The organism is Microbacterium indicum DSM 19969, assembly GCF_000422385.1.
GTDB lineage: Bacteria > Actinomycetota > Actinomycetes > Actinomycetales > Microbacteriaceae > Microbacterium > Microbacterium indicum.
This window is the reverse complement of record NZ_AULR01000002.1, coordinates 60,978-85,697: the sequence shown is the minus strand read 5'-3', so window position 1 is coordinate 85,697 and position 24,720 is coordinate 60,978. Positions and strand designations below refer to the sequence as shown.

Sequence of the window (24,720 nt, the reverse complement as noted above, 5' to 3'; positions counted from 1 at the left end):
GAGCGTCCTTCGCGGAGCTCAGCGGTCGGAGTAGCGCGCCCCGCCGAAGCCGAGGATCAGGTAGCCAATGACCTGGAGCAGCCAGAGCAGGAAGAACGAGAAGGCGCCGCCCTTGCCGAAGCGGCCGCCGACCCGCACGGCGACGACGATCGAGAAGACGATGTTGACGACGGGGACGATGTACAGGAGCGTCCACCACATCGACAGGCCCGCGACCTTCGTGAGGAAGAACACGTTGACGATGGGGATGACGGCGAGGAATCCGGGGATCCCCGCCTTCGCGAAGACGCGCCAGAGCGCGATCGCGACGACGACGTACCAGATGACGCCGAAGACGCCGCCTGCGCCCCAGAGCGCGCCGAGACCTGCCGAGTCGGTGATCGAGTACATGCTGCTCTCCTGGTCGTGTGGCTGATGGGGGCGGATCCGGGGATCTGCACCTCATCGTATGGGAGGCCGGGGCGCGGCGCGGCGGAGCGCACGCGCGGCTCCCCGCCCCCGGGTACGACGAAGGCCCCGGATCTCTCCGGGGCCTTCGTTTCTGTGCGCGAGGGGGGACTTGAACCCCCACGCCCTAATACGGGCACTAGCACCTCAAGCTAGCGCGTCTACCTATTCCGCCACCCGCGCATCTGGGTGTCGTTGCTGCGAGATTCTCTCTCGCGGCAACGAAGAACAACATTACCACGCGCGGTGGAGGCGCACGAACCGCGCCGCCCTCCGGGCGTGTCAGACCGCGCCGACCCCGAAGAGCAGGCCCAGGACGTAGGTCACGCCGGCGGCGCCGAGGCCGATGCACAGCTGCCGGAGCGCGCGCGGGAGGGGCGACGAGCCCGACAGGATCCCGACGGCGGATCCCGTGAGCATGAGCGCGAGCCCGACGATCACGAGCGCCACGAGGATCGCGCCGATGCCCGACATCCCGAAGATCCACGGCAGGACGGGAAGCAGCGCTCCCGTGCCGAAGAACGCGAAGCTCGACCCCGCGGCGCGCCAGGCGCCGCCGATCTCCTCGTACGCGTCGTCGTGCTTCGCCCGGCTCGGCATGCGCCCCGCGTGGGCCGCCTCGATCGTCGCGCGCGCCTTGCGCTCGGCGTCCTCCTCGGACATGCCGCGCGTGCGGTAGACGAGGGCGAGCTCATTCGCGTCGATGTCGAGGTCGGGCAGCCCCGAGTCGGCGAAGCCGCTCTCCTTCGTCGAGTCGAGGAGCTCGCGCTGCGAACGGATCGACACGTACTCCCCCGCGGCCATCGAGAGCGCGCCGGCGAGGAGCCCCGCGATGCCGCTGAACAGCACGAACTGCGGCGCGGCGCCCGTCGCGCCGATGCCGAGGACGAGCGCGAGGTTCGACACGAGGCCGTCGTTCGCGCCGAAGATCGCGGCTCGGAAGGTTCCCGAGAAGCTGCGGCGGCTGCGGGCGGCGAGCCCACGCACGACCTCGTGGTGGATCTTCTCGTCGGCGCGCATCGCCGGGGTCGCGTGCGGGTCGTCGTCGTACGGCGAGCGGGCCTCGGCTCGCTGCGCGAGCGCGAGCGTGAAGACCGACCCGAAGCGCGCCGCGAAGAACGCCGTGAGGCGGGTCGTGAAGCTCGCCCGCGGCACCCGTTCGGGCTCCTCGCCGAGGAGGTCGAGCCAGTGCTGCTCGTGGCGCTTCTCGGCTTGCTCGAGCTCGAGCAGGATCTCGCGCTCCTCGCCCTCGCGGCGACGCGCGAGGCGGCGGTAGACGGCGGCCTCGGCGCGTTCGTCGGCGAGGTACTGTGCCCACCGGCGCCGCTGGGCGGGCGACGCGGACGAGGGATCGAGGTCGATAGCGGCGTTCATGGGGTGCTCCGGGATCGATTCGCCCCGCGCGGCGTGCCGCGGGGCCTCAACGAGGTTAGGGCCGGAGGCGCCCCGGAACCGCGCGGATCCGCGGCTTTCGAAGCATTTCGGGCCGCCAAAGCGGCGGATCAGCTGCGGACGCGCTTGCGGAGGGTGTCGATGCGCGACTGCAGCTGCGTGACGGTCGCCTGCGCGACGGCGGGACCCCCGCAGGTGCTGCGGAGCCACGCGTGGATCTGCCCGTGCGGTTGGCCGGTCTGGCGCGCGTAGACGCCGACCAGGCTGTTGAGCAGCTGCCGCTGCTCCTTGAGCGTGCGGTGCAGCGGCGCGGGGAGGTCGGTCTCGGCCCGCCCCGTCTGCTGCTCGCGCGTCTCGCGCACCTGCCGATGGCGCGACTGGCGGGCCTGGCGCTGCATGAGGAGGTCGTGCACGTGCTCGGGCTCGAGGAGCCCCGGCAGGCCGATGAACTCGAGCTCCTCCTCGGTTCCCGGCACGGCGAGCTGCCCGAACTGCTGTCCGTCGAAGACGACCGAGTCGAAGTGCGCCGTCGACTCGAGCGACTGGAATGCGAACTCCTCCTCGTCGCCCGCGAGCTCGTCGCTCGCCTTCTCCTCGCGCTGCGCCGAGTCGAGCAGCGAGTCGTCGAGACCGTCGGAGTCCTTCTCGCCGCGATCGAGGACGTGATCGCGCTGCTTCTCCATCTCGTGCGCGAGCTCCATGAGCGCCGGCACCTGGGGCAGGAAGACGCTCGCGGCCTCTCCCCTGCGGCGAGCGCGCACAAAGCGCCCGATCGCCTGCGCGAAGAAGAGCGGGGTCGACGAGCTCGTGGCGTAGACCCCGACGGCGAGGCGCGGGACGTCGACGCCCTCCGACACCATGCGCACGGCGACCATCCAGCGCGACGAGTTCGCGGCGAACTGCTCGATGCGGCTCGACGCCTCGGCCTCGTCGCTCAGCACGATCGTGGGCGGCTGCCCGGTGAGGCCACGGAGGATCTCGGCGTAGGCGCGCGCGTTCGCCTGGTCGCTCGCGATCACGAGGCCGCCCGCGTCGGGGACGTGGTGGCGGATCTCCGTGAGCCGCTGGTCGGCGCTGCGCAGGACGGCCGGCATCCACTCGCCGGCAGGGTCGAGCGCCGTGCGCCACGCCTGGCTCGTGATGTCCTTCGTGTTGTCCTGCCCGAGGTGCGCTTCGAGCTCGTCGCCCATGCGGGTGCGCCACTTCATGTGCCCGGAGTAGACGTGGAAGAGGACGGGACGGACGACGCCGTCGGCGAGGGCACGCCCGTACCCGTAGCTGTAGTCGGTGATCGAGGTGCGCAGGCCCTGCGCGTCGGGCGCGTACTCGACGAACGGGATCGGCGCGTCGTCGCTGCGGAAGGGGGTCCCGCTGAGCAGCAGCCGGCGCTTCGCGGGGCCGTACGCGTCGCGGATCGCGTCTCCCCAGCTCAGCGCGTCGCCGCCGTGGTGCACCTCGTCGAGGACCACGAGGGTGCGCGCGCCCTTCGTCAGGTCGCGGTGCACCGTCGCCTTCACGGCGACCTGCGCGTACGTGACGACGGCGCCATGGTACTGGCGCGAGAGGTACGGCGATCCGTTCGAGAAGTCGGGGTCGAGGCGGATCCCCACCCGCGCCGCCGCGTCGGCCCACTGCGTCTTGAGGTGCTCGGTCGGGCACACGACGACGATGCGGTCGATCTCGCCGCGCTGGCGCAGCTCGCGCGCGACCGTGAGGGCGAAGGTCGTCTTCCCGGCGCCGGGGGTCGCGGCGACGAGGAAGTCGCGCCTGTCGGCCTCGAAGAACAGGTCGAGCGCCTCGCGCTGCCAGGCGCGCAGGTTGTCCGCCGTTCCGCGTGGCGCGCGCAGGGGGAATGACGGGCTCAGAACCATGGGGGATCCAGGATAAGCCCGCTCTCCGATAGGTTTCCCTTATGCCCCGTTCACCTTTCGTGCCCAACGAGGGCGCGCATCCCTGGCACCGCTACGTCGCCGTGGGCGACTCGTTCACCGAGGGGATCGGCGACCCCGAGCCCTCGGTTCCCGGCGGCTTCCGGGGCTGGGCCGACCGCACCGCCGAGGTCCTCGCCCAGCGCGAGGACGACTTCTCGTACGCGAACCTCGCCGTGCGGGGGAAGCTCATCCGCCAGATCCGCGACGACCAGCTCGACGCGGCGCTTGCACTGCAGCCCGACCTCATCACGCTGTGCGCCGGCGGCAACGACGTCCTCCGCCCGGGAAGCGACCCCGACGAGATCGCGACGATCCTCGACGAGTGCGTCGCGAAGCTGTCGACGACGGGCGCGGCGGTCGTCGTGTTCACGGGCTTCGACGTCGCGTGGAACCCGGTCTTCCGCCCCATGCGCGGGCGGATCGCGATCTACAACGAGAACGTGCGCGCCGTCGCCGAGAAGCACGACGCGATCGTGGCCGACCTGTGGGCGCTGCTCGAGATCCAGGACGCGCGGTTCTGGGCGACCGACCGTCTCCACCTGAACCCGCTCGGGCACCACGAGGTCGCCCGCATGGTGCTCCGCACGCTCAACGTCGCGAACGACCTGCAGCCGATGCAGCCGGATCCCGTGCCCGCGCGCACGTGGCGCGCGGCCCGCGGCAACGACCTCGTGTGGGCGCGCGAGTACTTCGTGCCCTGGGTGCTGCGGCGCCTGCGCCACCAGTCCTCGGGCGACGGCCGCTCGGCGAAGCGCCCCGAGGCCGGCCCCGTCGCCTGACGCGCTCTCAGATCCGGGGCGGGTGCTGGAGCGCCCAGAGCGCGACCGACGCGGCCGCCGACACGTTGAGCGAGTCGACGCCGCCCGCCATCGGGATGACCACCTTCGTGTCGGCGGCCTCGAGCGCCCAGGCCGTGAGGCCGGGCCCCTCGGATCCCATCGCGAACGCCACGCGCTCGGGCCGCTCCGCCGCGAAGCGGTCGAGCGGGACGGCGTCGTCGGCGAGCGCCATCGCGGCGATGTGGAAGCCCGCGGCGTGCAGCATGTCGCGCGCGCCCTCGCCGTCGCGCGAGCGCCACTCGGGCAGGCGCGTCCACGGCACCTGGAACACGGTCCCCATCGACACGCGGACGCTGCGCCGGTAGAGCGGGTCGGCGCAGCGGGGCGTCACGAGCACGGCCTCGGCCCCGAGCCCCGCCGCGCCGCGGAACGCCGCTCCGACGTTCGTGTGGTCGACGACGTCCTCGAGCACGAGGACCGTCCGCGCCCCGCGCAGCACCTCGGCGACGGGCGGCAGGGCGGGCCGGTGCATCGCCGCGAGCATCCCGCGGTGCACCTGGAAGCCCGTGACCCCCTCGGCGACGCCGTCGGGGACGACGTAGACCGGCACGTCGAGCGCGCCGACGAGCGCCTCGACGTCGCCGAGCCACTTCTCGGCCGTCAGGACCGAGCGCGGCCGGTGCCCCGCGGCGAGCGCCCGCCCGAGCACCTTGGCCGACTCGGCCATGTAGAGCCCGTTCTCGGTCTCGAGGAGGCGCCGGAGGGCCACGTCGGTGAGCCCCCGGTAGTCGGAGAGCCGCTCGTCTGCGGCGTCGTCGATGCGCACGATCTGCATGTGCCCATCTTCGCCGACCCGCCCGTGCGCGCCCCTAGGATCGGAGACGTGACGACCACCGAGAGCCTCTTCGCCGAGCAGGTGGATCGCGCGATCGACGCGCTGTCGGGGCGACGGCTCGCCGTCCTCACGGGGGCCGGGGTCTCGACCGACTCGGGGATCCCCGACTACCGCGGCGAGGGCGCCCCGCCGCGCACCCCCATGACGTGGCACGACTACTCCTCGAGCGACGCGGCGCGCCGGCGGTACTGGATCGGATCCCATCTCGGGTGGAAGGCGTTCACCGCGCCCGTCCCGAACGCAGGCCACGCGGCGCTCGCCTCGCTCGAGCGCGACGGGATCGTGAACGGGATCGTGACGCAGAACGTCGACGGCCTGCACCTGCGCGCGGGGTCGACGCGGGTCGTCGAGCTGCACGGCACCATGCGGCGCGTGTACTGCCTCGACTGCGGCCAGGTCTTCGACAGGCGCGACATCGGCGAGCGCATCGAGCGCGACAACCCGTGGATCTCGGTGCCCGACAGCGTGCCGCTGGGCCCCGACGGCGACGTCGACCCCGGCGCCGACCTGCCGTTCGCGATCCCCGACTGCACGGTGTGCGGCGGCCGGCTCAAGCCCGACGTCGTGTTCTTCGGAGAGTTCATCCCCGCCGAGCGGTTCCGCGCCGCCGAGCAGCTCGTGAACGCGGCCGACGCGCTGCTCGTCGCGGGATCGTCGCTCGTCGTCAACAGCGGGATCCGGCTCGTCGAGCGGGCGCGCCGGCGGCGCCTGCCGATCGTCGTCGTCAACCGCGGAACGACGAAGGGCGACGGCCGCGCGACCGTGAAGGTCGACGGCGGCACGAGCGAGGCCCTGGCGCGCTTCGCCGAGGCGCTGCCGCAGGCCCGATAGGGTCGACCCGTGACCGTCATCGCCCTCGTCCGTCATGGTGAGACCGAGTGGAACAGGCTCGGCAAGGTGCAGGGATCGAGCGACATCCCCCTCAACGACACGGGCCGCGCCCAGGCCGCGGGCGCCGCGGCCGCTCTCCGGGGCGGCGAATACGAGCTGCTCGTCGCGAGCCCGCTCTCGCGCGCCCGCGAGACCGCCGAGATCATCGGATCCGCCCTCGGGCTCGGCGCGCCCGAGCTCGTCCCCGACCTGCGCGAGCGCGGCTACGGAGACGCCGAGGGCATGGCGGTCGGCGAGTGGACCGCGCTCTGGCCCGGCGGCGCCGTGCCCGGCATCGAGCCGCGCGAGGATGTCGTCGCCCGCTCGGCACGGGCGCTCCACGAGATCGCCGAGCGCGCGGGCGAGCGCCCCGTCATCGCCGTCGCGCACGGCGCCGTGATCAGCTCGCTGCTGCGGGCCGTCTCGGACGAGCAGTACCCGCTGCGCGGCGAGCGGATCGGCAACGCGAGCCAGCAGATCCTCGACGTCACGCCCGACGGCATGCGCGTGCTCTCCTACATCGGCGTCCCGATCTGAGCCGGGCGTTGCGGATCGCGCACTCGATCCGATAACGACCGTGCACAACGATCATGAGCACGCGGCCGACGCTGATAACGTCGACATCATGCCCTCCCTGGATCACGTCGACCTCGAGCTGATCGCCGCCCTCTCGCGCGACCCCCGCGCGACCGTCGTGGCCCTCGCCGAGCAGCTGCACCTCTCGCGCAACACCGTGCAGGCCCGCATGGCCCGCCTCGAGAAGTCGGGCGTCTTCCAGTCGTACGAGCGGTCGATCTCGCCGGCCGCCCTCGGGTTCCCGCTGCAGGCGTTCATCTCGATCGGCGCGACCCAGCTGTCGCTCCCCGCGATCACCGAGGACCTCCGCCGCATCCCCGAGGTCGTCGAGGTGCACGGCGTCTCGGGGCAGATCGACCTCATCGCGCTCGTCGCCTGCCGCGACGCGCGCCACCTCTTCGACGTCGACGCGCGGATCCTCGCAGTTCCCGGCGTCGAGCGCACCGAGACGCAGCTCGTGATGAGCGACGCGATCCCCTACCGGGTATCGGGGCTCATGGAGCTCGCCCGCCGCGAGAGCCGCCGGTAACCGCCGGTTCATACGCCGCCCACAGGATGGGCGGCATGTCCGGAACCTCCCCCGCACCGGCACCGCGCACCGTCGCGCCCCGGCACCGCATCGCCCGCAGGACCCACAAGCACACGGCCGTCGCCGCCGACATCGAGGCCGACATCGCGGCGGGGCGCTTCGCCGACGGCGCCCTCCCGAGCGAGTCGGCGCTCGCGGCACGCTTCGGGGTCGCACGCGGCACCGTCCGCCGCGCGCTCGAGCACCTCGAGCAGACCGCGGGCGTGGTCTCGCACCAGGGCACGCGCTGGGCCGCGCACCCCCGCCCGCTCGACCAGGACATCTCGCGGCTGCGCTCCTTCGGGCAGTGGGCGCAGGCGATCGGCCACACCCCCGGCGGCCGCACGGTGTCGAGCAACGAGGGCCGCGCGACGGCGGTCGAGGCGCGCGAGCTGGGCGTCGGCGAGAAGTCGCCCGTGCTGCGGATCGTGCGCCTGCGCTCGCTCGACGGCGACCCCGTCATGGTCAAGCGCACGACCTTCCCCGAGTGGCTCATCCCCACGATCGCGCGCCTCCCGGACGACGCCCGCTCCATCATGGAGGTCGTCGAGAGGCGGCACGGGCCGCACCAGCTCGCCCACGGAGAGCTGCGGGTCTCGGCGATGCTCCCCGACGCCGAGGACGCGCGCCTGCTCGGCATCGCCCGGTCAGCACCCCTCCTGCGGGTGCAGCGGGCCGCGCGCACCCGCGACGGCCGGCCGTTCGAGTACAGCGACGACCGCTACGTCGCGACCGCGACGACCCTGCGGTTCGCGAGCTCGGCGGAATCCCGCTGACGGTTCGCCGCAACCGTCACGCGGCGTCACGGATCCTTCTCCCCCGGGCCGGGCCGGGGATCCCGCCCGTGCACCCCGCCGTCGCCCGCGCTTCCTGGGATGGACGAGCCGCGCATTCCGCGCGGCCTCCACCCCCATGGAAGGACACCCCCATGTCCCAGCGCTCCCCGCGCATGGTGCGGCTCGGCGCGGCAGGAATCGCCGCCGCGGCGATCCTCGCCGGCTGCCTCGCAGCACCTCCCGCCCTCGCCCAGACGGGCGACGCCCCCGCCGCCGCGGACGAGGCGGGCGACGTCCTCGTCTCCGAGTCGTTCGACTCGGGCGAGATCCCCGACGGCTGGACCGTCGCCGGCGGATCCTGGTCCGTCGAGGACGGCGCGCTCGTCGGCACGAGCGGATCCGAGGACGCCAAGATCCTCTTCGGCCGCTCCGCCGAGAACTTCTCCTTCGACGTCGACGTCACCTTCGAGAAGGCTTCCGACAGCGCGCGCTGGCTCGCGCTCGTGCTCGACGCCCGCGCCGACGGATCGGTCCCGTGGCAGCATGCCGCGCTGCGCAACGGATCGAACGCCGCGAACGGCGTCGAGTTCGCCCAGCGCACGGCGCAGAGCACCTGGAACGTCACCGACACGGGCTCGACCGCCGACCCCGTCGGGATCGGGAACACGGCGCACCTCCGCGTCGAGGTGCACGGCAACCAGGGCACCTGGTACGTCGACGGCCAGGAGATCATGTCGACGCGCCAGCTCGCCCGCACCGCAGACGGCGTCCAGGGCCTCATCGCGAACAGCTCGACGGTGCGGTACGACAACGTCGAGGTGCGCGAGATCGACCCGCTCCCCCCGATCGCGCTCAAGAACCCGGGCGAGACGGGCATCGTCGCCGCCCACCGCGGGAACTCGTCGATGGCGCCGGAGAACACGATGCCGGCGTTCGTCGCCGCGACGCGCGCCGGATCCGACTACTTCGAGATCGACATCGACATGACGAGCGACGGCGTGCCCGTCGTGATCCACGACGACACCGTCGACCGCACGACCGACGGCACCGGGCGCGTGCGCGACCTGACCTACGACGAGATCCGCTCGCTCGACGCCGGCTCGTGGTTCTCGCCGGCCTACGCGGGGACGCAGATCCCCTCGCTCGAGGAGGTGCTCACCTACGTCGAGAACGGCGGGGCCGACCTGCTGCTCGAGTACAAGGGCGACTGGACGACCGACGAGGCGCAGGTGACGCTCGACATGATCGAGGAGCACGGGGTCGCGCAGAAGGTCTTCGCGCAGAGCTTCAGCCAGACGACCGTCGCGAACCTCGCGCAGGTCGCCCCCGACCTCACCCTCGGGTGGCTCGTCGGCGGACTCGACCAGGCGACGATCGACCGCACCGTCGAGCTCGGCGCCGACGCCGTCAACCCGTCGGGCCCGACGGCCGAGACCGTCGCGGCCGCCCACGCCGCGGGCCTCGGCGTGTTCACGTGGACGAAGGACACCGCGGGCGAGTGGCAGCAGCTCACGGCCATGGGCGTCGACGGCATCATCACGAACCGTCCCGACCAGCTCGTCGGCTGGAACCTGCGCTACAACCAGGGCGGCGGCGCCCCCGAGGAGCCCGAGCAGCCCGAGCCCGGCGAGCAGCCCATCGCCGTGACGATCCCCGACGCGGTCCAGCCGAGCGGCGAGTTCACCTGGCGCCTCCGCTCGCAGGACGTCGTCTCACTCGGCACCGCGACGGCGCTCGGCGACAGCTACGTCGCGTCCGGCGTGCTGAACGACATCGAGATCACCGACACCCGCGCGAACCCCGCCGGCACGTGGACCCTCACGGGCCAGGCGTCGCCGTTCCGGGCGGGCGACGACGAGTTCGACGCGAGCGCGCTCGGCTGGACCCCCGAGGTCCGCGCCGAGGGCGCAGGGGCCGCCGCCGGCGAGCCGGCCGTCGCGGGATCGGGCGGCCTCGCCGAGGCCTCGGTCCTCGCCTCGGCCGCGAGCGACGAGTACAAGGGCGCCGGCACGGCCGTCGTCGGCGCCGGCCTCTCGCTGCGCCTCCCCCTCGGCCAGGAGGCGGGCGACTACACGTCGACCCTCTCCGTCACCGCCATCCAGTAGCACCCCCTGGGGAGGGGCCGCCCGGCCCCTCCCCTCCCTCTCTTCCCCGAAGGATCCTCATGCGCATCGCCCGCATCGCCGCAGCCCTCGCCCTCACCGCCGCCCTCGCCGCAGGCTCGACCCCCGCGCTCGCGGCGGGCGACGGGTCGATCGCCTGGAGCGTCACCCCCGTGATCACGAACGTCGGGGCGGAGCGCGCGAACTTCCAGCTCGCCGCAGACCCGGGCCAGACGCTCAGCGACGCGGCGCTCGTGCGCAACTCGGGATCCGACGCGCTCGTCCTCGAGGTCTCGGGCGCCGACGCCGTGACCGACGCCGCGGGCCAGCTCGACATCGCGACCGAGGAGGCGGGATCCGCCGACGCCGGCACGTGGATCCGACCAGGCGTCGACGCGATCGAGGTCGCCCCAGGCGAGCTCGCGCGGATCCCCTTCACGGTCGAGGTGCCGGACGACGCGGTCCCCGGCGAGCACGCCGCCGCCCTCCTGACGGTCCTGCCGCGCGACGGCGAGACCGTCGCGGTCGACATGCGCTACGCGACCCGCGTCACCGTCACCGTCTCGGGCGAGCTCACGGCCGGGCTCGCGCTCGCCGACGGATCCCTCGACGTCGCGACGGGCTTCTGGCCCTGGGAGGCCGCGACCGCCGCCGCGTCGTACTCGGCGTCGAACACGGGGAACACGCGGCTCACGGCGCCGCAGCTCCTCGAGGCGCAGGGCCGACAGCTCTTCTCGTCCCCCGACGGGTCCTCGGGCCTCGCCGACCTCGCCGAGCTCCTGCCGGGCGCGTCGGTCGACGTCGACGCGCGCCTCGACGGCCTCGCCGCCTGGTCGCCGTTCTTCTCGGCGACGGTCTCGGTCGCCCCGCAGGTGCTCACGACCGCGACGGGCGACGTCCCGACGATCGCGCAGCAGCAGGTCGACCTCGAGGCCGTCGCGATCGCCCCGGGCTGGTGGGTGATCCTCGCAGCCGTCCTCGTCGTCGCGGCGGTCGTGATCGCCCTGATCGTCCGCCGGCGCCGCCGCTCCGCGCGTTAGCGGGGCCCGCGATCCGCGCTATGCGAGGAAGGCGCGGATCGCGGCGGCCGCCTCGGCGGGCTTCTCGTAGTGGATCAGGTGTCCGACGCCGTCGATCTCGACGAGGCGCGCGTCGGGGAACATGCCGACGAGCTCGCGCTCGGCGGCGATCGGCGTGATGTCGTCCTGGACGGCGGCGATGAGGAGCGTCGGCCGCGCGATCCGCGGGGCAGAGGCGCGCACGTCGTGCGAGACGCTCGTCACGAAGCCGTCGCGCAACGAGTCGCGCGAGAAGAAGCCCGAGAAGTAGCGGCGGTGCTGGTCGTGGATCCAGCGGCGCAGCCCCGCGTCGCGCGTCTTCGCCATCGCGATGCTCGCGACGCGCACGATGACCCGCGAGCGCAGCAGCCAGGATCCGAGACGCTCCGGAAGCCACGCGCCCGCGCGGTAGTAGAAGACCGCGAGGCGCGTCATGACGCCGCGCGGTCCCTCGAGCGCGGGGGCCCCGATGGGGTTCACGAGGATGAGGCGCGGGGTGTCGAGCCCGCGGGCGACCGCCTCAGCCGACACGATCGAGCCGAACGAGTGGCCGAGGACCACGGCGCCGGGCGCGACCCGTCCCGCGAAGTCGCGAAGCCAGTCGACGTATGCGTCGAGGTCGAGCGCGCTCCCCGGCGCCGGATCCGTCTCGCCGAACCCCGGCAGGTCGGGCATGATCCAGCGCACGTCGCGCAGCTGGGCGACGATCGGCTCGAGGCCGTGGTGGTCGCCGCGGAACCCGTGCACCGCGAGGATCGTCGTCTCGGCGTCGTCGGGTCCGTAGACCCAGTACGCGGTCTCGGTGCCCCCGGCCCGGACCGCGCGGCGCCGCGCGGGGATCCGGCTGAGCAGTTCGGCGTAGGGAGAGGGCACGGGCACCCCGCGATTCTACGGGCGTGGCGCCCCGCGTTCCGCCGCGCGACGCCTAGCGTCGGGACTATGAAGACGACGTGGCCCGATCCGCCGCCGCTCTTCGGGCTCAGCGACATCGACCCGGGCGAGCACTGCACGTGGGTGCCCCGCGAGCCGCGCGTCCGCGCTCCGCGCCGATCCGCCGACGGCCGCGGCCACGCGCAGCCGGCCCTCGTCGACATCGACGGCACGCTCTTCATCGACACGACCCCCCACGACGAGGACTCCCTCATGACCTTCGACGACGTCACGATGGCGTTCGCCCCGACGCCCGGCCGTCTCTTCCCCCGCATCGCGGTCTTCGACCTCGAGACGACGGGCGTCGACACCTCGACGGTGCGCATCGTGACGGCCTACGTGGGCGTCCTCGACGCCCAGGGGAACGTCTCCGATGAGGCGTCCTGGATCGCCGACCCCGGGGTCGAGATCCCCGCGGGCGCCGCGGCCGTGCACGGCTTCACGACCGAGCGGGCGCGCGCCGAGGGCCGCCCCGCCGTCGAGGTCGTGGGCGAGATCGTCGCCCGGCTGCGCGAGATCTTCGCGGCGGGGATCCCCGTCGTCGCCTACAACGCGCCCTTCGACTTCTCGGTGCTGAAGAACGAGGCGATCCGCCACGGCCTCGACCCGATCGCCGATCCGTCCCCCGTCGTCGACCCGCTCGTCATCGACAAGCAGCACGACCGGTACCGTCGCGGGAAGCGCACGCTCGACATCGTCGCGGCGCACTACGGCGTCGCCCTCGACGACGCGCATGAGGCCTCGGCCGACGCCATCGCGGCGGGCCGCGTCGCCCTCGCGCAGGCCGACCGCTACGAGGCCGATCTCCCGGGGTCGGCGGCCGAGCTCCACGACCAGCAGGTCGGGTGGGCGGCCGAGCAGGCCGCGAGCCTCACCGAGTACTTCCACAAGGTCGGGCGCATGCAGCCGCACGAGAGCGTCTCGGGCACCTGGCCGATCCGGTAGCGGCCCGGACGCGACGAAGCCCCCGCCGAGGCGGGGGCTTCGTCGTATCGGCTCGGGCTTACTTGCCGAAGCCCTTGAAGCGCTGGTTGAACTTCTCGACGCGGCCGGCCGAGTCCATGATGCGCTGCTTGCCCGTGTAGAACGGGTGCGACGCCGACGAGATCTCGACGTCGATGACGGGGTACTCGACGCCATCGAGCTCGATCGTCTTGTCGCTCGTCGCGGTCGAACGGGTGAGGAAGGTCTCGCCCGAGCCGAGGTCGCGGAAGACGACCGGCTGGTACGTGGGGTGGATCTCAGTCTTCATGGCTGTCCTTGCAGGAAAATCGGGATGAGGAGGGAAGCGCACGGGCCCGCGCCCGTGCAGGCGCACCTCGAGCGCCAGCGAACGATTCTACCAGACGGGATCCCCGGACCTCAGGACGCGGTGGGAGCCTCGGCGCGTGCGACCCAGCGCCCGCCGATCTCGGCGATCGCGATCGGGAGGCCGAAGGTCGCCTGCAGGTTCTCGCGCGTCAGCGTCTCGCGGAGCGGGCCCTGCGCGACCGCCTGGCCGTCGCGCAGCAGAAGCACGTGCGTGAAGCCGACGGGGATCTCCTCGACGTGGTGCGTGACCATGACGATCGCGGGGGTGTTCGGCTCGCGCGAGTAGTCGGTCAGGAGCTGGAGGAGCACCTCGCGGGCGCCGAGGTCGAGGCTCGCGGTCGGCTCGTCGAGCAGCAGCAGCTCGGGGTCGGTCATGACGGCGCGGGCGATCTGCACGCGCTTCTGCTCGCCGTCGCTGAGCGTGCCGAAGAGGCGATCCGCGAGGTGGTCGAGCTGCCAGTCGACGAGCACCTCGCGGGCGCGGTCCTCGTCGACGCCCTCGTACTCCTCGCGCCAGCGCCCCGTGACCGCGTACGCGGCGGTCAGGACGACGTCGAGCACCGTCTCGTCGGCGGGGATCCGCCTCGCCATCGCCGAGGAGGCGAGGCCGATCATCGTGCGGACCTCGAAGACGTTGGTGCGGCCGAGCCGCTCCCCCAGGACGTCGACCGTTCCGGTCGTCGGGAAGAGAAGGGTGTCGGCGAGCTGGAGCAGCGTCGTCTTGCCCGCGCCGTTGGCGCCGAGCACGACCCACCGCTCGCCCTCGCGCACGGTCCACGAGACCCCGTCGACGATGTGGCGGCCGGTGCGACGCACGACGACGTCGTTCATCTCGAGGACTGCGGTGCTCATGGGTCCCAGCCTAGTGAGGGCGCCCGCTACGCTCGGTCATCGTGACCGCGCGTTTTCTCGTCGTCCTCGACGCCGACTCCACCCTGATCCGCAACGAAGTGATCGAGCTCATCGCCGACGAGGCGGGGCGCGGGGCCGAGGTGGCCGCCGCGACCGAGGCGGCGATGCGCGGCGAGACCGACTTCGCGACGAGCCTCCGCTCGCGCGTCTCGGCCCTCGCCGGCGTTCCCGTCGCCGCGTTCGAGCGGGTGCTCGCGCGGATCGAGCCGACGCCCGGCGTGCGCGACCTGACCGCGGCCGTTCACGCGCGAGGCGGAATCGTCGGCGTCGTCTCCGGCGGGTTCCACGAGATCCTCGACGAGCTCGCGCCGGCCCTCGGCGTCGACGTGTGGCGGGCGAACCGCCTCGCGGTCGCCGACGGATCCGTGACGGGCGAGGTCGCGGGCGCGATCGTCGACGCGCAGGCGAAGGCCGATCAGCTCGCGGCGTGGGCCGCCGAGCACGGCGTCGCACCGCACCGCACGATCGCGATCGGCGACGGCGCGAACGACCTGAGGATGATCGCGGCCGCGGGGCTCGGGCTCGCGTTCAACGCGAAGCCGCGCGTGCGCGCCGAGGCGCCGCTCGTCGTCGGCACCGTCGACCTCGCGCAGGTGATCCCGCTCCTGCCCTAGTGGCCCATCCCGAGGCCGCCGTCGACCGGGATCACGGCGCCCGAGATGTACGAGGCGTCGTCGGACGCGAGCCACGAGACGACGCCCGCGACCTCCGCCGGCGTGCCGTAGCGGCCGGCCGGGACCTGCTTCTTGTACTGGGCCTGCAGGTCGTCGCCGAGCTCGGCGGTCATGTCGCTCTCGATGAAGCCGGGGGCCACGACGTTCGCCGTGATGCCGCGGCCGCCGAGCTCGCGCGTGATCGAGCGGGCGAAGCCCACGAGGCCCGCCTTCGACGACGAGTAGTTCGCCTGGCCCGCGACCCCGAAGAGGCCCGAGACGCTCGAGATGAGGATCACGCGACCGCGGCGGGCGCGGATCATGCTCGTGATCGCGCGCTTGACGACGCGGAACGCGCCGCCGAGGTTCGTGCCGACGACGGCGTCGAAGTCGTCGTCGCTCATGCGCATCAGCAGGGTGTCCTTCGTGATGCCGGCGTTCGCGACGACCGTCGTGACGGGGCCGAGCTCGGCCTCGATCTGCTTCAGGGCCGCGTCGAGCGAGGCGCCGTCGTTGACGTCGGCCGTGACCGTGAGGGATCCCTCCGGGCCCTGGCCGCTGCGCGCCGTGACCGCGACGCGGTAGCCGTCGGCGACGAGGCGCTCGGCGATCGCGTAGCCGATGCCGCGGTTGCCTCCTGTGACGAGGGCGACGCGGTCGGACGGGGCGGGTGCGCTCATGTGATGCTCCAGAGGATCGAGGGACGTCGCGTCCCAGGCTAACGAAGCGCCCCTGGTGCGGCGGTGCGCGCCGCCCATAGGGTGGGTATGTCGCCATCCCGGGGAAGGATCCGCCATGTCCGATCAGCAGTATCAGTCGCAGTACTACCCGCCCGCGCCGCAGTACCAGCCGCCGACCGGATACACGCCGCTTCCGCCGACGGGCCCCGCGAACCCCATGGCGCTCACGGCGCTCATCCTCGGGATCGTCCCCTTCGCCGCGCTCGTGCTGTTCTGGATCCCGATCGTCGGGACGATCCTCGTCACGGCGGGCGGGATCTCCGCGATCCTCGCCGTCGTCTTCGGACACATCGCGCTCTCGCAGATCAAGCGCTCCGGCCAGAGCGGCAAGGGCATGGCCGTCACCGGGCTCGTGCTCGGCTACATCAGCATCGGCTTCACGCTGCTGCTCATCCTGATCGCGGTGGCGCTCTTCGGCGGCCTCGCCGCCGTCCTCTCGACGACGTCGGGCGGCATGGCCTGACCCGCGACCCTTCGGGTCGCGCCGCGTAGACTGAGCGGCACCGTGAAGAACCGCAGGAACCCGGCGCACACCGCCACGTCGCTCGAGAAGTCGCCGCAGGACGACGAGACGTCGCGCATGCGGCAGTACCTCATCTCGATGGCGATCCGCACGGCCTGCGTCGTCGCGATGTTCGCGTGGCAGCCGTTCGGGTGGCACACCGCGATCCTCGCCGTCGGCGGCGTCTTCCTGCCCTACTTCGCCGTGGTGATCGCGAACCAGTCGATGGCGGGGCGCGTCTCGCGGGCCGAGCGGCCCGAGATCCAGATCGCCCCGACGGCCTCGGGCGCGGCGCCCGCGACCGGCGACGACCGAGTCATCCGCCTCGAGGAGTCGCCGCGGCCGGGCGAGGCCGCGACATGATGTTCGGCTTCGAGCCCGACGCCGCGCAGTGCGCCCGCGCGGGCTGCCGCGAGACCGCGACGGCGAGCGTCGTCTGGCGGAACCCCCGGATCCACACGCCCGACCGGCGCAAGGTGTGGCTCGCGTGCCCCGATCACGTCTCGTACCTCGAGGGCTTCCTCGCCTCGCGCGGATTCCCCGTCGTCGTGGCGGCCGGCGTCGTCGACGGATCGGGCGTCGAGCTCCCGGAGGCGGCCGCATGAAGGCCTGGCCCCGCGCCGGACGGTGGGCGATGTACGTCGCGATCGCGATCCTGTTCGCGGTCGCGTGCGGCTTCCTGTCGCACTGGCAGTTCAGCCGCAACGCGGGCCGGGAGGCCGCGAACGCGCTCATCGCGGACAACTACGACGCGACGCCCGTCGCCGTGGACGAGCTGCTCCCCGAGGGATCCGACTTCGATCCGGGCGACGAGTGGCGCCAGGTCGTCCTGACGGGTGAGTACCTCGCCGACAAGCAGGTCCTCGCGCGCAACAGGCCGCGCGGCAACACGAGCGCGTATGAGGCGCTCGTGCCGTTCCGGCTCGACGACGGGCGCGTCATCGTGGTCGACCGCGGATGGGTCGAGCCCGTCTCGGGCGTCGAGGCGTCCGAGGTCCCCGATCCGCCGGAGGGCGAGGTGACGGTCGTCGCGCGTCTGCGCCCGAGCGAGGCCGAGCCGCGCAACGGCCGGGGCGCCCCCGAGGGCCAGGTCGCGACGATCTGGCTGCCGGGCATCGCGTCGGACCTCGCCGACGACGGCGTCGCGGGCGAGGTCGTCGACGACGCCTACGCGCTCATGGCGTCGGAGGACCCGGCGCCGGCGGCGGCGCCGAACCAGATCGATCGGCCCGAGCAGGATCCGGGGCCGTTCCTCTCGTACGCCGTGCAGTGGATCCTCTTCGCCGTCATGGGCTTCGGGTTCATCGGCTACATGATCCGCACCGAGATCGTCGCGGCCCGCGCCCCGGAGCCCGATCCCGACGACGACGATGACGACGACCCGCTCCCCCCGCCGCGCCCGAAGCGCCGCGCCCCCCGACCCTCCGACGAGGACATCGAAGACGCCCTCCTCGACGCCTAAGTCTCCTTTTCTCCGTGTTTTCCCCATTCGATGAATGGGGAAAACACGGAGAAAAGGAGACTTACGGCGGGCAGGCAGGTGGGCGGGGCGGCCGGGGCGGGTCAGTCGAGCGCGATGAGGTCGGCGTATGACTTGTTCCAGATGTCCTCGGTGCCGTCGGGCAGGAGGAGGACGCGCTCGGGGTTGAGCGCCTCGACGGCCCCCTCGTCGTGCGACACGAGCACGACCGCGCCCTCGTAGTGCGCGAGCGCGCCGAGGATCTCATCGCGCGACGCCGGGTCGAGGTTGTTCGTCGGCTCATCGAGCAGCAGCACGTTCGCGCTCGAGACGACGAGCGTCGCGAGGGAGAGGCGCGTCTTCTCGCCGCCCGACAACACGCCGGCGGGCTTGTGCACGTCGTCGCCCGTGAAGAGGAACGACCCCAGCACCTTGCGGGCCTCGGTCTCGTTGAGATCGGGCGCCGACGACATCATGTTCTGCAGCACCGACCGCGTGACGTCGAGGTTCTCGTGTTCCTGCGCGTAGTACCCGATCTTCAGGCCGTGGCCCGGGTCGACCGAGCCCGTGTCGCTCTCGGAGACGCCCGCGAGGATCCGCAGCAGCGTCGTCTTGCCCGCTCCGTTGAAGCCGAGCACGACGACCTTCGAGCCGCGGTCGATCGCCAGGTCGACGCCCGCGAAGATCTCGAGCGCGCCGTACGACTTCGACAGGCTCGTCGCCATGAGCGGCGTCTTGCCGCACGGCGCCGGCTTCGGGAAGCGGATGTTCGCGACGCGATCGACCTGGCGGACCTCCTCGAGACCCGAGAGGAGCTTCTCGGCGCGCGCCTGCATCTGGTGCGCGGCGGCCGCCTTCGTCGCCTTCGCCCCGAACTTCGCGGCCTGCTGCTGCAGCGCCGACGCCTTCTTCTCGGCGTTGGCGCGCTCCTTCTTGCGGCGCTCCTCGTCGGCGACGCGCTGGCGCTGGTAGTTCTTCCAGCCCATGTTGTAGACGTCGATCAGCTGGCGGTTCGCGTCGAGGTAGAACACGCGGTTGACGGTCTCGCCGACGAGCTCGACGTCGTGGCTGATCACGATGAGCCCGCCGCGGTAGCCCTGCAGGAACTGCCGCAGCCACACGACGCTGTCGGCGTCGAGGTGGTTCGTCGGCTCGTCGAGGATCATCGTGTCGGCGTCGGAGAAGAGGATCCGCGCGAGCTCGATGCGGCGGCGCTGACCGCCCGACAGGGTCTTGAGCGGCTGGTCGAGGATCCGATCCGGGAGCGCGAGGTTGTTGCAGATCACCGCGGCCTCGGACTCGGCCGAGTACCCGCCGATCGCCTCGAACTGCTCGGTCAGGCGGCCGAAGCGGCGCATCGCCTTCTCGGCGACGGCCGGATCCTCGGACGCCATCTCCTCGGTCGCGCGCGCGATGCCGGCCTGGAGGTCTCCGAGGCCGCGCGCGTTGAGGATGCGCGTGCGCGCGAGTTCCTCGGGGTCGCCCGTGCGCGGGTCCTGCGGCAGGTAGCCGAGCTCGCCCGAGAGGGTGACGGTGCCGTCGGACGGCAGCAGGTCGCCCGCCAGGACCTTCGTGAGCGTCGTCTTGCCCGCGCCGTTGCGCCCGACGAGGCCGACCTTGTCGCCGTCGGCGACGCGGAACGACACATCGCTCATGAGCGTGCGAGCGCCCACGCGGATCTCGAGATTGCTGACGGCGAGCACGAGGGAGGGTTCCGATCTGTCGGGAGACGGCGCGGCCGCGCCAGCCTCCCATCCTAAGTCGCCCCGGGTGAACGGGCCGTGCACGCCGGTGCGGACGGGATCCGTTACAGGACCCCGCGCGCCGTGAGCGCGTCGCCCACCTCGTCTGCGTGGCGCAGCGCGAGGACGAGGAGCGTGACGACGGACCGCACCCCGAGTCGCACGCCGCGCGCGCGGCTCGCCTCGCGGATCTGCGCCGCGAGGCCCGCGACGACGGGGATCGCCGCGATCGTCAGCGAGACGGTGAACGACACCCGCCACGCGTCGATCCCCGGGACCCGGCGCAGGAGCGCCTCGATCGCGTCGATCATCGCGCCGACGGGCGTCGTGAGCGTCACGAGGGCCGCGAGCAGGATCACCGCGACGACCCGCGTCGTCCCGATGAGGGCGGGCACGGCGCCGAGGAACAGGAGCTGCGAGGCGACCAGGATCGCGACGAGCCACTTCATCGACCACACCTGCCGCGCCCAGACCACAGGCGCGAAGCCCCCGAGCCCGAACAGCGCGACGGTCGCGGCGAGCGATCCCGCCGCCGTCCACGCCGTGTGCGGCCAGAGCGACACCGCGAGCGCGAGGACCGCGAGCCCCGCGAGCTTGGCCCCGGCCGGCAGCCGGTGCAGGGGGCTCGTGCCGGGGCGATGGAGCGCGATCACGCGACGTCCGCGCGGTACCGGGCGATGACCTCGCCGGGATCGCCCCTGTCGACGAGGCGCCCTCCCGCGAACCGCAGCGCGACGTCGCACCGCGCCGCGAGCTCGAGGTCGTGCGTGACGATCACGACCTGTTCGGCGCCGGTTCCGGACCCCGCCAGCAGATCCCCGATCCGGCGCGCGTTGCCGAGGTCGAGGAGCGTCGTGGGCTCGTCGGCGACGAGCACCCGCGGTCCGCGCGCGATGACGGCGGCGAGGGCGAGGAGCTGCTTCTGACCCCCCGACAGGCTGTAGGCGGGCTGGTCTGCGTGCTCCGCGAGCCCGAACCGGGCGAGCGCCTCAGCGGCGCGTCCCGGGATCTCCGCGCGGGGGATCCCCGCCGCGCGGAGCGAGAGGCCGACGTCCTCGGCGGGCGTCGGCAGGAGGATCTGCGCGTCGGGGTTCGAGAAGAGGAACCCGACGGCGTCCCGCGCGCGCTTCGGCGAGCGGACGACGTCGACGCCCGCGACCTCGAGCGAACCCTCGGAGGGCGTGACGAGCCCGTTGAGGGTCCGGGCGAACGTCGACTTCCCCGATCCGTTGGCCCCGATCACCGCGACGCGCGGCGCGTCGAGCTCGAGCGTCACGCCCGCGAGGATCCGCGCGCCGTCGATCTCGACGCCGACGCCCTCCGCGCGGATCACACCGCGACCGCGCGCCGGCGGGCGACGGCGGGGAAGGCCGGCGGGTAGGCGCGCGCGAGCGCCATCGTGAGCACGACGGCGACGGCGGCCTTGATCGCGTCGCCCGGCAGGAACGCGAGCGAGAAGAGCCCGGCCTCGCCGACCGAGATCCCCGTCACGGCGGCCTGCACCGGCACGCCCACGGCGTAGATCACCGCGATGCCGCCGACGACCGCGCCCACGATCGTCCGCCAGACGCGCGGGCGTCCCCCGGCGTGGGCGATGAGGCCGATGACGATCACGCCGGGAAGCCACCCGACGAGGTAGCCCGCCGTCGGGCCGACGAAGGCGCCGAGGCCCCCGCGGCCACCCGAGAGCACGGGCAGCCCCACGGCGACGAGGAGGAACACGACGAGCACCGCCGCTCCCCCGCGCTTCCACCCGAGGACGGTCCCGGCGAGCATGACGCCGAGCGTCTGCGCCGTGATCGGGACGAGGCCGGGTACGGGGATCGGCCCGACGACCCCCAGCACGACGATGATTCCGGCGAAGACGGCGATGCGCGCGATGTCGCGCGCGTCGAAGCGGTCGGGCGATGCGGCCACGGGATCCTCCTGAACACTGTTCACTGAACGGTGTTCACTATACTCGAACCATGCGCAGCGCCCGGCCCGGACTCGACGGCATCGTCGACGAGGCCCTCGCGCTCCTCGACGAGATGGGGCTTCCCGACCTCTCGATGCGCCGCCTCGCCGGGCGACTCGGCGTGCAGCCCAGCGCCCTCTACTGGCACGTCGACAGCAAGCAGGCGATGCTCGCAGCGCTCGCCGACCGGATCCTCGACGAGGCTCCCCCGGCCGAGGGCGTCGCCGCGACGGCCCGGGCTCTGCGCGGCGCGATCCTCGCGCACCGCGACGGCGCCGAGGTCGTGCTCAGCTCGGCCGCGCTCGCGCTCGGCGGCGACGCGGCGCGCGAGCGGCTCGCCGCCGCGTTCCGGGCCGAGGGCCGCGACGAGCGCGCCGCGACCGTCACCCTGCAGTTCCTCCTGGGCCACGCGTCGCTCGTGCAGCAGCGCATGCAGGCGGCCGAGCTCGGGATCTACGAGGCCGACCCCGCCGCCGTCGCCGCCGAGACGCTCGCCGAGTTCGACGCCGGCATCGCCCGCCTCATCGCCTGAGCTCGCGCGCGTGCCCGAGCCGCAGCCCCGGGACGAGGGCCGCGAGCGCGATCAGCAGCGCGAGGCCGAAGACGAGGGGGAACCCGTCGGGCACCGCCGTGAAGATCAGGCCCATGATCGCCATCGACGCCGCGGTTCCGACGGCGTCGGAGATCTGGATCGCCGACGAGTTGAAGCCCTGCGTCGTGCGCGACGAGTACGCGAGCGCGAGAACCGTCGTGCGCGGGTGCATGAAGCCCATGCCGAGCCCCGCGAGCCCCCAGAACGCGATGGGGATCCAGGGCGCGAGCCCGAGCAGCGCCGAGAGGAGCATGACCACGAGGGCCGACGCGAGGAGGGCGATCCCCGTGAGTGCGACCCGGCGGTTGCCCATGCGATCACCGCGCCTGCCTGAGACCTCCGACCCGACCGCCCAGGTGATCGCCGCGGCGGTGAGCGCGAGCCCCGCGAACGTCGGTGAGAAGCCGTACTCGGCCTGGAACAGGTAGGGGACGTAGATCTCGGCGCCGAAGAGCGCGCCCGCGATGACGCCGCGCAGGAGGACGACGCTCGGCAGACCCCGCGCAGCCGTGAAGGTGCCGCGCGGCAGCAGGGGGCGCATCGCGATGAGCACCACGGCGAGCGCGGCGACCGCGACGATCGCCCGCGCCGCGGTCGTCGGGAGCTCGCCCGCGAGATTCAGGAGCAGCGCCCCGACCGCGACGACGACCGAGAGAGCGATGCGCCTGCCGAAGCGGTCGTCCTCGGGCTTCTCGTCGGCGTGCGGGATCGACCGCAGGCGCGGTGCGAGCATCGCGAACGACGCGACCGCGAGGATCGCGACGCCGCCGAAGACCCAGCGCCAGTGCAGGTACTCCGTCACGGCCCCCGCGAGCGCCGGGCCGATGAGCGAGGGGACGACCCACGCGGCGGCGAAGAGCGCGAGCACCCTCCCGTGCAGGTTCGCGGGATAGACCCGCGCGACGATCACGTAGAGCGACACCACGAGGCCGCCCGATCCGAGGCCCATCACGAGGCGGCCCACCACGAGGATCTCCATCGTCGGCGCCGCAGCGTCGATCACGACGCCCGCGAGGAAGAGCGCGACGGCCGCCGTGATCGGGATGCCCGGGCCGCGCCTGTCGCTCAGCGAACCGGCGGCGACCATGCCGATGACGCTCGTCGCGAAGGTCCCCGAGAACGCGAGCGCGTACAGCGAGCCCCCGTCGAGGTCGGCCGCGACGACGGGCATGACGGTCGTGACGGCGAGCGACTGGATCGCCGCGAGGAAGATCAGGGCGACGGCGCCGAGGGTCGTCCAGACGAAGCGGCGGCTCCAGATGCTCGCGCCGGGCTCGTCGGGCTGCAGCGGAAGCGGGCCCGAGAAGCTCGACGGATCCGCTGAGTGGCTCACCGACGGACGAGCGCGCCGATGCGGCGCACGGCCTCGGTCAGGATCTCGGGGCCCGTCCCGATGTTGATGCGCACGAAGCCCGGGGCCCCGAACGCCTCGCCGGGGTTCAGCGCGACGCGCGCCTCGGCGAGGATCCGGTCGCGCGGGCGCTCTCCGAGGCCCGTTCCGCGCACGTCGACCCACGCGAGGAAGCCCGCGTCGCCCGGCTCGTACACCGCGCCCGGGAGGTGCTCGGCGAGCAGATCGACGAGGAGCGCCTGGTTGCGCACGAGCCGCTCGCGGAGGGCGTCGAGCCACGCGTCGCCCTCGGAGTACGCGGCGATCCCCGCCGTGATGCCGAAGATGCCCGTGCGCCACTCGACCTCGTCGGGCATCGCGTCGACGACCGCCGTCGTCTCGTCGGCCGCCGTCACGATGTGCGCGCACTTCAGGCCCGCGAGGTTGAACGCCTTGCTCGCGCTGTGCAGCGCGTAGCCGACGCGGCTGGCGTCGTCCGACACGGTGAGGAACGGCACGAAGGCCGTCTTCCCGGGAAGCGCCAGGGGGGCGTGGATCTCGTCGCTCACGATCGCGACGTCGTGGAGCGCGGCGAGGCGGGCGAGCTCCGCGAGCTCCTCCGCCGTGTGCACCGTGCCGGTCGGGTTGTGGGGGTTGCACAGGAGCATCGCGACGGCGCCGTCGGCGAAGGCACGCTCAATCCCGGCGAGGTCGAGCCGGTCGTCCACGAGCGGAACGTCGACGTACTCGGTGTGCGACTCGGCGTGCACATCGAAGAACGGCGGGTACACGGGCGAGGTCAGCACGACCTTCTCCCCCGGCTCCGCGACGGCGCGAAGCAGCTCGGCGACGCCCATCATGACGTCGCACGTCGTGCGGATCCGCCGCTCCTCGACCGCCCAGCCCCAGCGCCGCGCGGCGAAGGACGCGAACGCCGCGGGGTACCCCGTGCGCGGCGGCACGTAGCCCGTGTCGCCGAGCGCGACGGCGTCGGCGAGCGCCGCGCGGATCGGCTCCGCGAGCGGGAAGTCGGTCTCGGCGACGAAGAGCGGCAGCACGTCGTCGCCGAACGTCGACCACTTCGTGCTCGTCCGCTGTCGCAGGGTCTCGAGGGGCAGGGCGTCAAGCGGAGCGGTCACGCAACCCAGCGTATGCCACGACCGGCGGCGCGCGGAGGGGCGATCGGGCCGCGGCGGAA

28 protein-coding genes and 1 tRNA gene are annotated in these 24,720 nt (G+C 72.9%); 14 read left to right on the top strand and 15 right to left on the bottom strand.

Annotation, left to right across the window (positions count from 1 at the left end; translation table 11 throughout):
• Positions 1-18: 18 nt before the first annotated feature.
• The 4 genes from H576_RS0102990 to H576_RS0102975 all read right to left on the bottom strand — a co-directional run bounded on the left by H576_RS0102990 (position 19) and on the right by H576_RS0102975 (position 3,710).
• Positions 19-390, bottom strand: coding sequence for a DUF5684 domain-containing protein (locus H576_RS0102990; protein ID WP_051172090.1), 372 nt, complete (start codon positions 388-390; stop codon positions 19-21).
• A gap of 154 nt (positions 391-544) precedes the next feature.
• Positions 545-630: transfer RNA gene (locus tag H576_RS0102985), tRNA-Leu, on the bottom strand.
• Positions 631-729: 99 nt separating this feature from the next.
• Positions 730-1,821, bottom strand: coding sequence for a VIT1/CCC1 transporter family protein (locus H576_RS0102980; protein WP_029149695.1), 1,092 nt, complete (start codon positions 1,819-1,821; stop codon positions 730-732).
• Positions 1,822-1,949: 128 nt separating this feature from the next.
• The gene (locus tag H576_RS0102975) at positions 1,950-3,710 is read right to left on the bottom strand and encodes a DEAD/DEAH box helicase (protein ID WP_029149694.1); all 1,761 of its coding nucleotides are present in this window, start codon (positions 3,708-3,710) and stop codon (positions 1,950-1,952) included.
• A 41-nt stretch (positions 3,711-3,751) separates the two neighbouring features.
• Here H576_RS0102975 and H576_RS0102970 point away from each other — a divergent pair, with 41 nt between their 5' ends.
• The gene (locus H576_RS0102970; RefSeq protein WP_036319051.1) at positions 3,752-4,549 is read left to right on the top strand and encodes an SGNH/GDSL hydrolase family protein; all 798 of its coding nucleotides are present in this window, start codon (positions 3,752-3,754) and stop codon (positions 4,547-4,549) included.
• 7 nt (positions 4,550-4,556) lie between these two features.
• Here H576_RS0102970 and H576_RS0102965 read toward each other — a convergent pair whose 3' ends face one another.
• Positions 4,557-5,384, bottom strand: a complete 828-nt coding sequence (locus H576_RS0102965; protein WP_029149692.1) for a TrmH family RNA methyltransferase — start codon at positions 5,382-5,384, stop codon at positions 4,557-4,559.
• Positions 5,385-5,432: 48 nt separating this feature from the next.
• Here H576_RS0102965 and H576_RS0102960 point away from each other — a divergent pair, with 48 nt between their 5' ends.
• The 6 genes from H576_RS0102960 to H576_RS0102935 all read left to right on the top strand — a co-directional run bounded on the left by H576_RS0102960 (position 5,433) and on the right by H576_RS0102935 (position 11,376).
• The gene (locus H576_RS0102960) at positions 5,433-6,275 is read left to right on the top strand and encodes a Sir2 family NAD-dependent protein deacetylase (RefSeq protein WP_029149691.1); all 843 of its coding nucleotides are present in this window, start codon (positions 5,433-5,435) and stop codon (positions 6,273-6,275) included.
• Positions 6,276-6,284: 9 nt separating this feature from the next.
• Positions 6,285-6,851, top strand: a complete 567-nt coding sequence (locus tag H576_RS0102955) for a histidine phosphatase family protein (protein WP_029149690.1) — start codon at positions 6,285-6,287, stop codon at positions 6,849-6,851.
• An 88-nt stretch (positions 6,852-6,939) separates the two neighbouring features.
• Entirely contained in the window at positions 6,940-7,419 is a 480-nt protein-coding gene (locus tag H576_RS0102950) for an Lrp/AsnC family transcriptional regulator (protein WP_029149689.1), read from the top strand.
• Positions 7,420-7,454: 35 nt separating this feature from the next.
• Positions 7,455-8,234 carry a GntR family transcriptional regulator gene (locus tag H576_RS0102945; protein WP_051172088.1) on the top strand — a complete coding sequence of 260 codons (780 nt, stop codon included), beginning with the start codon at positions 7,455-7,457 and terminating at the stop codon, positions 8,232-8,234.
• Between the two features lie 152 nt (positions 8,235-8,386).
• Positions 8,387-10,339 (top strand): glycerophosphodiester phosphodiesterase family protein, encoded by a 1,953-nt coding sequence (locus H576_RS17060; protein ID WP_245559100.1) that lies wholly within the window; start codon positions 8,387-8,389, stop codon positions 10,337-10,339.
• 59 nt (positions 10,340-10,398) lie between these two features.
• Complete coding sequence (locus H576_RS0102935; RefSeq protein WP_029149687.1) at positions 10,399-11,376, top strand: WxL protein peptidoglycan domain-containing protein; 978 nt, start codon at positions 10,399-10,401, stop codon at positions 11,374-11,376.
• An 18-nt stretch (positions 11,377-11,394) separates the two neighbouring features.
• Here the strand turns inward: H576_RS0102935 and H576_RS0102930 are convergent, their stop codons facing one another.
• Entirely contained in the window at positions 11,395-12,273 is an 879-nt protein-coding gene (locus H576_RS0102930; RefSeq protein ID WP_029149686.1) for an alpha/beta fold hydrolase, read from the bottom strand.
• Between the two features lie 264 nt (positions 12,274-12,537).
• Between H576_RS0102930 and H576_RS0102925 the strand changes: the two genes are divergently transcribed.
• Entirely contained in the window at positions 12,538-13,269 is a 732-nt protein-coding gene (locus tag H576_RS0102925; protein WP_051172173.1) for a 3'-5' exonuclease, read from the top strand.
• Positions 13,270-13,327: 58 nt separating this feature from the next.
• Here the strand turns inward: H576_RS0102925 and H576_RS0102920 are convergent, their stop codons facing one another.
• Both H576_RS0102920 and H576_RS0102915 read right to left on the bottom strand, forming a co-directional pair.
• Positions 13,328-13,576: a type B 50S ribosomal protein L31 gene (locus tag H576_RS0102920; RefSeq protein WP_029149684.1), complete on the bottom strand. Its 249-nt coding sequence runs from the start codon at positions 13,574-13,576 to the stop codon at positions 13,328-13,330.
• A gap of 110 nt (positions 13,577-13,686) precedes the next feature.
• A complete protein-coding gene (locus H576_RS0102915; protein ID WP_029149683.1) occupies positions 13,687-14,487 on the bottom strand; it encodes an ABC transporter ATP-binding protein in 801 nt (266 codons plus the stop codon).
• Positions 14,488-14,525: 38 nt separating this feature from the next.
• Here H576_RS0102915 and serB point away from each other — a divergent pair, with 38 nt between their 5' ends.
• On the top strand, positions 14,526-15,161 hold the full coding sequence (gene serB, locus H576_RS0102910) for a phosphoserine phosphatase SerB (protein WP_029149682.1): 636 nt from the start codon (positions 14,526-14,528) through the stop codon (positions 15,159-15,161).
• Here serB and fabG read toward each other — a convergent pair.
• Positions 15,158-15,880, bottom strand: coding sequence for a 3-oxoacyl-ACP reductase FabG (gene fabG / locus H576_RS0102905; protein ID WP_029149681.1), 723 nt, complete (start codon positions 15,878-15,880; stop codon positions 15,158-15,160). The two genes, serB and fabG, sit on opposite strands and share 4 nt — an antisense overlap.
• Positions 15,881-15,995: 115 nt before the next feature.
• Between fabG and H576_RS14110 the strand changes: the two genes are divergently transcribed.
• The 4 genes from H576_RS14110 to H576_RS0102885 are packed head-to-tail and all read left to right on the top strand — an operon-like array spanning position 15,996 to position 17,904.
• Positions 15,996-16,403, top strand: a complete 408-nt coding sequence (locus H576_RS14110; protein ID WP_051172086.1) for a DUF4190 domain-containing protein — start codon at positions 15,996-15,998, stop codon at positions 16,401-16,403.
• A 42-nt stretch (positions 16,404-16,445) separates the two neighbouring features.
• Positions 16,446-16,805, top strand: a complete 360-nt coding sequence (locus H576_RS0102895) for a DUF3099 domain-containing protein (RefSeq protein WP_029149680.1) — start codon at positions 16,446-16,448, stop codon at positions 16,803-16,805.
• Positions 16,802-17,047, top strand: a complete 246-nt coding sequence (locus tag H576_RS0102890; RefSeq protein WP_425411262.1) for a hypothetical protein — start codon at positions 16,802-16,804, stop codon at positions 17,045-17,047. The genes H576_RS0102895 and H576_RS0102890 overlap by 4 nt, the downstream gene beginning before the upstream one ends.
• Positions 17,044-17,904: an SURF1 family cytochrome oxidase biogenesis protein gene (locus H576_RS0102885; RefSeq protein WP_029149678.1), complete on the top strand. Its 861-nt coding sequence runs from the start codon at positions 17,044-17,046 to the stop codon at positions 17,902-17,904. The genes H576_RS0102890 and H576_RS0102885 overlap by 4 nt, the downstream gene beginning before the upstream one ends.
• 101 nt (positions 17,905-18,005) lie before the next feature.
• Here H576_RS0102885 and H576_RS0102880 read toward each other — a convergent pair whose 3' ends face one another.
• The 4 genes from H576_RS0102880 to H576_RS14105 form a co-directional block, all read right to left on the bottom strand.
• The gene (locus H576_RS0102880; protein WP_029149677.1) at positions 18,006-19,604 is read right to left on the bottom strand and encodes an ABC-F family ATP-binding cassette domain-containing protein; all 1,599 of its coding nucleotides are present in this window, start codon (positions 19,602-19,604) and stop codon (positions 18,006-18,008) included.
• Positions 19,605-19,708: 104 nt separating this feature from the next.
• Entirely contained in the window at positions 19,709-20,296 is a 588-nt protein-coding gene (locus H576_RS0102875) for an energy-coupling factor transporter transmembrane component T family protein (protein ID WP_029149676.1), read from the bottom strand.
• Positions 20,293-20,976, bottom strand: a complete 684-nt coding sequence (locus H576_RS0102870) for an energy-coupling factor ABC transporter ATP-binding protein (RefSeq protein ID WP_029149675.1) — start codon at positions 20,974-20,976, stop codon at positions 20,293-20,295. The genes H576_RS0102875 and H576_RS0102870 overlap by 4 nt, the downstream gene beginning before the upstream one ends.
• A complete protein-coding gene (locus H576_RS14105) occupies positions 20,973-21,560 on the bottom strand; it encodes a biotin transporter BioY (RefSeq protein WP_036319046.1) in 588 nt (195 codons plus the stop codon). The genes H576_RS0102870 and H576_RS14105 overlap by 4 nt, the downstream gene beginning before the upstream one ends.
• A gap of 50 nt (positions 21,561-21,610) precedes the next feature.
• Here H576_RS14105 and H576_RS0102860 point away from each other — a divergent pair, with 50 nt between their 5' ends.
• Positions 21,611-22,132, top strand: a complete 522-nt coding sequence (locus H576_RS0102860; RefSeq protein ID WP_029149674.1) for a TetR family transcriptional regulator — start codon at positions 21,611-21,613, stop codon at positions 22,130-22,132.
• Here the strand turns inward: H576_RS0102860 and H576_RS0102855 are convergent.
• Together H576_RS0102855 and H576_RS0102850 are read right to left on the bottom strand one after the other, a co-directional pair.
• Entirely contained in the window at positions 22,122-23,525 is a 1,404-nt protein-coding gene (locus H576_RS0102855) for an MFS transporter (RefSeq protein WP_084502398.1), read from the bottom strand. The two genes, H576_RS0102860 and H576_RS0102855, sit on opposite strands and share 11 nt — an antisense overlap.
• On the bottom strand, positions 23,522-24,661 hold the full coding sequence (locus H576_RS0102850) for a MalY/PatB family protein (RefSeq protein WP_036319042.1): 1,140 nt from the start codon (positions 24,659-24,661) through the stop codon (positions 23,522-23,524). Before H576_RS0102850 ends, H576_RS0102855 begins: the two co-directional genes overlap by 4 nt.
• Between the last annotated feature and the right edge of the window lie 59 nt (positions 24,662-24,720).